Annotated in this window: 4 protein-coding genes; all 4 read left to right on the forward strand. The window is 55.8% G+C overall.

Annotated elements, in window-relative coordinates:
* Positions 1-830, forward strand: an 830-nt coding sequence (locus EIY71_RS28265) for a type VI secretion system Vgr family protein (protein WP_134023978.1), incomplete at its 5' end; no start/stop codon positions are given.
* Positions 820-1,563: a DUF4123 domain-containing protein gene (locus tag EIY71_RS28270; RefSeq protein ID WP_134023980.1), complete on the forward strand. Its 744-nt coding sequence runs from the start codon at positions 820-822 to the stop codon at positions 1,561-1,563. The genes EIY71_RS28265 and EIY71_RS28270, both read left to right, overlap by 11 nt.
* Complete coding sequence (locus tag EIY71_RS28275; RefSeq protein WP_256661112.1) at positions 1,560-6,419, forward strand: RHS repeat-associated core domain-containing protein; 4,860 nt, start codon at positions 1,560-1,562, stop codon at positions 6,417-6,419. Before EIY71_RS28270 ends, EIY71_RS28275 begins: the two co-directional genes overlap by 4 nt.
* 2 nt (positions 6,420-6,421) lie before the next feature.
* Positions 6,422-6,790, forward strand: coding sequence for a hypothetical protein (locus EIY71_RS28280; protein ID WP_134023982.1), 369 nt, complete (start codon positions 6,422-6,424; stop codon positions 6,788-6,790).
* Positions 6,791-6,952 lie beyond the last annotated feature (162 nt).

A 6,952-nucleotide genomic window follows, 5' to 3' on the forward strand; every position in this document is an offset into this window, starting at 1 on the left:
CCGACGACAAGACCAGCTGCTGGCTGCGCGTGTCCTCCGCCTGGGCCGGCGCCCAGTACGGCGGCATCGCGATCCCGCGCATCGGCATGGAAGTGCTGGTCACCTTCCTCGAAGGCGACCCCGACCAGCCGCTGATCAGCGGCTGCCTGTACCACAAGGAAAACACCGTCCCCTACGCCCTGCCGGCGAACAAGACGCGTACTACCTTCAAGACCCTGAGCTCGATGGGCGGTGGCGGTTTCAACGAACTGCGCATCGAAGACAAGAAAGGCCAGGAACAGATCTTCCTGCACGCCCAGCGCGACTGGGACGAAAACATCGAACACGACCAGAAAATCCGCGTCGGCAACGAACGCCACGACGTCGTGGAAAAAAACAGCTACACGGAATTCAAAGCCGAAGAACACCACACCGTTTACGAAGACCGCAAAGTCGAAGCCCGCGCCAACGACCACCTGACCGTGGGCGTGAACCAGCACATCAAGATCGGCACCGGGCAGTTCATCGACGCCGGCCAGGAAATTCACCTGAGCAGCGGGATGAAGGTGGTGCTAGAGGCCGGGGCTGAGCTGACGCTGGTCGGTGGGGGCAGCTTCATCAAGATCGATGGCGGCGGCGTGACCATGAGCGGGCCGGCGATCAACATCAACTCCGGTGGTGGACCGGGGAGCGGTACCGGCGCCGCCCCACTGCTGCCGGGCGTGCTGAAGCAGGCGGATGCCGACAAGGCTGGCGCTGTACTGACCCCGGCGCAGATCAACACCCTCAAGCGTAATGCGCCGTTCTGTGAAGAGTGTGAAAAATGCAAGGCAGGTGCCTGTGCCATCTAATCGACTGACACCCAAGGACTGGCTGGCACAACAGCCGCTGCAAAAAGACGAACGTCTGTATCTGATCGTCAGCGCCGCCAGTGATGCCGAAGCGCTCAAGGCCTTGTATCAGAGCGAACCGTCCGTGCAGGCCATTCCCGTCTGGGGTGGAACGCCCTACTCCACTTGGCAACCGGTGATGCCTTACGTCGCCGAACTCAAGGCCAACTCGGCCTTCCTGCCCTGGATCACCAAAACCGACGCCCTCGACTGGGGCTGGCTGGCGGTCTCCCGCTCGGAGCCCAACGAAGTTTTCGAACACCTGCGCAGTTTGACCCAAGTGAAGATGCCGGACGGGACCGAAGTGTTTTTCCGGTTCTGGGATGGGCGGCATATCTATCCGATTCTTGATGGGCTGGGTGAGACGGCCGGGGAAGTGTTGCCGGTGTTTGAGCGGTATCTGATTAATGGGCGGAGCCTGGAAGTCGGGTCGAGGGTGGTGCCGAAGGCGAAGGATTGGCCGTGGTGGGAGGTGCCGAAAGACCTGCTGGACAGCCTGATGGCCGAAAACCCTTCGACCGTGATCGGCAACATGATGCAGTGGCTGCTGGACGAACATGCCGACCTGTACTTCTCGTTCCCTGAATCGAACCTGCAAAAGAAAGTGGCGCGTTTCGTAAAACGCACGCCACTCACGGAAGAAAATTTTACCGGCCTGCTGAAGGCCCATCTGGAAAGTGAGGTGGCTGTATGAGCATTTTGATGGGTGAGATTGTTGCCAATCTCAATGCAAAACAGCCTGATGCTCAGGCCATCATCAGCGACTTCAAGAAATGCCTGAAGGATTATCGCGAGCATGCCGAAGCCTGGTACGGCGGCATTCTGGACGCAGAGCAACAGTTCAAGGTCGGTGACGAAGTCGGTACGGCGGACAAAGACAGCAAAAAGGAAAATACCCTTTATGCCAACTGCCCTGCCAACGGCAAACTCAAACTTGTACATAGTTTTGAATCTGCGCGTTTTGTACCTATCGGCAATACGCCGGTGCGACTGGTGCCGGTGGAGAATGGCAAGCTCTACGGAAAGAACGAAGTCGGTCAACCGATCAACGTCAAAATCGGTCCAAGCGGGATTCTGGAGGTCACTGGCCTCAAACCGCATCAGCAATATGAAATCACTTTTTTCCCGAATCCCACCAAGGCTCAGATCGATAGCCTGTTCAGCTCCTATCAAGGCGTAATCGGGGACCTTAGCGGCTGGCTGCAAACAGAGTGGACCACCGACTTTCTGCCACTTTGGCAAGCGCATACCAATGCATCCATGGCTGGACGGGCATTGCAGCAATTGGAGTCGGCGTGGAAGGGGTTCCTCAAGGCTATCATGGGGCTGTGGGGGGACATCAAAAGTCTCTACGACCTGGTTGCACACCCTCGGGAAAACTACGAAAAACTCAAAAAATTCCTCACCGAAGAACAGATAAAGAAGATCTATAACGCTTCAAAAGAAGCCATTCAAACAGCCCTGCTGATCGCCAGTGACGAGCCACTTATGTGGATCTACGTCGCAGCTATCGTAGCGTGGGTCAAAATGCTGCCTCCGCAGACCTGCACTGAAGTGCTGGCAGAACTGACTACGGAAGTACTGCTGAACATCCTGATCGGTATTGTTTTGACGGGCGGGATCGGTTTGGCCGTCCGTATTGGCACCAAGGGCCTTAATGCTGCAAGGAACAGCGGCAAGGTCATGACACTGATTGAAGACTTCACTTCGATGCTGATGAAGATCAGCAAGAAGAATGCGACAGCACACGCCGATACGGCGAAACCGTTGATGCTCAACGGCAATTCGCCACTGAACCAGGCGAGAAAGGCGAGCGTAGAAATTGCGCCTCCAAAACCCGCAGAGACCGCCACACCACCAAAGAAAAAACCACCCGTTTCCGGAGGTGCTGTAGAGACGGATGCGCAGATTCATACACGCGGCAAGAAGGAAAACCGCACCCGCGCTCAACAACAGGAAAAAGTAGACAACGCGCCCGACCAGTCCAAAAACCCGGCGGATCAACCTGCTCAGTGCGCCGATAAGACCTGCACTAACGGTGAACCGGTATCGATGGTTACCGGCGAGGAATTGTTGACGCTCACTGACGGCATATTGGGTGGGCTGCTACCCATTGAATGGACACGTCTCTATCGCAGCAGCGCGGTTGAAATCGACGGGCGTCTCGGCCATGGCTGGAGCCACTCCCTATCCCATCGCCTGCAAATCAACGATGAAGGCGTGTTGTGGACTGACAACGAAAACCGTCAGACCCGCTTCCCGATGCCGACCGAACAACGGCCAGCCATCACCAACAGTCTGGCTCAGGCGGCGATTTATCTGGGCAGTGCGCCGGATGAACTGATTCTCACCCAAGCAGGAGCAAAACCACGCTTTTATCACTTTCGCGCAGACCGCCTGACGACGGTCAGTGACTCTTACGGAAATCAGGTGCGTATCAGCTATGACCTGGTGGGGCGGATCCAGCGCATCGATAACGGTGCTGGCCGCGCGTTGCTGTTGCGCTACGACGATCGCCATATCGTTGCCGTTGATCAGCAACAGCAGCGTTCTGAGTATGACGAGCGCGGTGAGCGCCAGGATCCTTGGCTGACCATTCAGAACCTTGTCACCTACCGCTATAACGCTCGCAACCAATTGGTCTCGGCATCCAATGCCGCAGGGGAAACCGAGCATTACCGCTACAACGATCAGCACGTCATTCTCGAGCGACAACTGGCCGGTGGCGCCAGTTTTTTCTGGGAATGGGAGCGTGAAGGCAAACTTTCCCGTTGCGTACGTCATTGGGCCAACTATTCGCAACTGGAAGCTCGCTACGAGTGGGATGACAAAGGCACGGTTACGGTTCACAACGCCGATGGCAGTGAACAGGTTTACGTGCATGACGAAAATGCACGGCTGATCAGTGAAACCGCTGCCGATGGAGCTGAAACGCAAAATGCCTATGACGATCAGGGACGTCTGGTTGCTGTAAAAGATCCAATGGGGGCCATCACCGAGTATCAATACAGCGATGCCGGACGATTGATGGCTGTCATCCCGCCGGAAGAAGAACCGACCCACTACAACTATTTCGATGGTCAACTGATTGAAGTCAAACGTGGCAAGGCCCGTTGGCAGTACGACCGCAATCAACAAGGCGACATCACCCAGCAAATAGACCCACAGGGCAACGAAACCCGCTACAGCTACGACCGCCAGGGCCGCTTGCTAGAAATTCACCATCCTGATGGCAGCCGCCATCAACTGGGCTGGAACAACCTCGGCCAATTACTGGAGGAGCGCCTTCCGGACGGTGGTCAGCGCAAGTATCGCTATGACGCACTCGGACGCCAGATCACCCGGCAGGACGAATTCGGCGCCATTACCCATTACCAATGGGACGCCGTCGATCGCCTGACCCAGATCACCCTCCCCGGCGGTGCCACCCGGGCTTTCACCTACAATCCCTACGGACGCGTCACCGCTGAACGCGACGAGCTCGGCCGCATTACACGCTACGAATACGCCGACAACCTGCATCTGGTCAGCCGCCGCATCAATCCCGACGGCAGCCAGCTGCGCTATCGCTATGACAACGCGGGCCTACTGCTCACTGAAATCGAAAACGAACGCGGCGAGCACTACAAGCTCGACTACTACGCCAACGGCCTGATCCAGCAGGAAACCGGATTCGACGGCCGCCGCACCGCGTACGAATACGATCTCAATGGCCAGTTGCTGAAAAAGACCGAATTCGGCGACGACGGCAGCGAACTGATCACCGAATATCAGCGCGATGCTGCCGGTCGACTGCTGGTGAAAACCCTCGCCGATGGCGAAGAGATTCACTACAGCTACGATGCCCTGGGCCGTCTGGTGAATGTCAACGACGGGCACTGGCCGCTTGCCTACGAATACGACGTGCAGGATCGCCTGATCACCGAACACCAGGGTTGGGGCACCACACGTTACGAATACGACAGCGTCGGGCAACTGAGTCACTGCCGCCTCCCCGACGGCAGCACACTCGACTACCGCCATTTGTCAGGCGGACGTCTGAGTAGCATCGACCTCAACGGCTCACGCCTGACCAGCCACCAATTCAATGCCGGTCGCGAGCAGCAGCGCCAGCAAGGACTGTTGCTCAGCCAGTACCAGTACGACGAACAAGGTCGCCTGCAAGCGCACAGCGTCAGCCAGCGTGAAAAAAACCTGTTCCAGCGTCGCTATAACTACGACGCAAACGGCAACCTCGCCGGCATCGACGACAGCCGAAAAGGCAACCGCAGCTTCCACTACGACCCGCTGGACCGCTTGACCAGCGTACGTGGCGCGACACCTGAAACCTTCGCCCACGATCCGGCCGGCAACCTGCTCGGCCAGAACAACGAAGGCACAGCCAACCTCGCCAACGTCAAAGGCAACCGTCTGCTGATGCAAGGCGACCGCCACTACGACTACGACGCCTATGGCAACCTGATCCGCGAACGTCGCGGCACCGGACAGAAACTCGTCACCGAATATCGCTACGACTGCCAGCATCGTCTGGTCGGTGTCAGCCTGCCGGGCGGTAGCACTGCATCCTATAAGTACGACGCCTTCGGTCGTCGCATCGAGAAAACTGTCGATGGCCATACCACCGAATTCTTGTGGCAAGGCGAACGCCTGATCGCCGAAAGCGCGGACAACCGTTATCGCACTTACATCTACGAACCCGGCAGCTTCCGCCCGCTCGCGATGCTCGACGGCGAAGGCCCGCGTAAGGCAACGCCGTTCTACTATCAACTCGATCATCTGGGCACACCGCAGGAACTCACCGACTACAGTGGCGAGATCATGTGGTCGGCGAAGTACCGTGCGTACGGCAACCTCGCTGCGCTGGATGTCAGTGAAATCGACAACCCGTTGCGATTCCAAGGTCAGTACTTTGATGCCGAGACGGGCCTACACTACAACCGTCATCGCTACTACAATCCGGGTACTGGGCGGTTTTTGACACCGGATCCGATCAAGCTTGCGGGTGGGTTAAATAGCTACCAGTACGTGACTAACCCTACTGGCTGGATAGACCCGCTGGGGCAAGCTGAGTGCCCAGGAGGAAACGAAGGTGGGTCTGGATCATCAAAGAAACCAGAGGATGTACCGAAGGTAAAAGAAGGGACGCCAACTCCGCCTATTGCTGACAGAAAATTTAAACCCGGAGAGGATGTACGTCACTTTGAGAAGCATGGAGAGGAAATTGGGCAAACGCTAGGCCACGACAACTACACACTCGAACAGTATGTGGCTGATGCCAACTCCGTTATTCGGAACGGGACGTTTACACCTGAGTTAAACGCTTACGTCGCAATTCCTGGAGGGGTTGGAAGTGCAAAAGGTTTGCTCGTTGGGGTCGATAGGGCTACTGGAGAAATTACTACGATGCACCTCAAACCCATTTCATTCTTTGAAAATAAAGCTCCGAGTTTAGGGTGGAAAGCACAACCGAAATCGGTAAAAACAGACACGATCGGAGCAAACCCTCAGATCGGATGGAAGTCTCCGTACGGATTAAAACCAGAGAAATAGAAATGTTAATAAAGGACATCAGTTGGATATCCAGAGATTCGGCTGAGGCGGAAGTTGAGATCAGCGACGGAAACTTTACCTGCGTTGCATTTTCTCAACCATGCAGCGCGAACATTGGAGAAACAATAAATGATCCATTGCATGTTTTTTCGTTGAAAGAAGCAATGATCTGCGAAAGCGAGTCACCAGTAGGGATCTGGAACACAGAAAAACCTGGACTATCTCGAAAAGTAATTGCCAGAGTAATAAATGCATCAGAGCATCTGGTGGCCGTGGGTGGAATCAAATTATTAATCGATGATTACTTACCCGGCGGCATAAATACTGGCGACCTAATCGAGTTCAAATGCGGCCGAATTGATCTCTGGTAAACAATCCAAAAGGGACAGATTTATTATTAGCTGAAGAAAATAAATCTGAGAATCATCTGGCCGGCCTCCCCACCTCACGGAGGTGGCGCAAAATTCAAGGTGCGAACTTAGTCTTTTGCGTAGGAGGCCGTGATGAAATTCTGTGGCATAGACCTGCATTCG

It is taken from the genome of Pseudomonas sp. CH235, assembly GCF_004368175.1.
Taxonomy (GTDB): domain Bacteria; phylum Pseudomonadota; class Gammaproteobacteria; order Pseudomonadales; family Pseudomonadaceae; genus Aquipseudomonas; species Aquipseudomonas paraglycinae.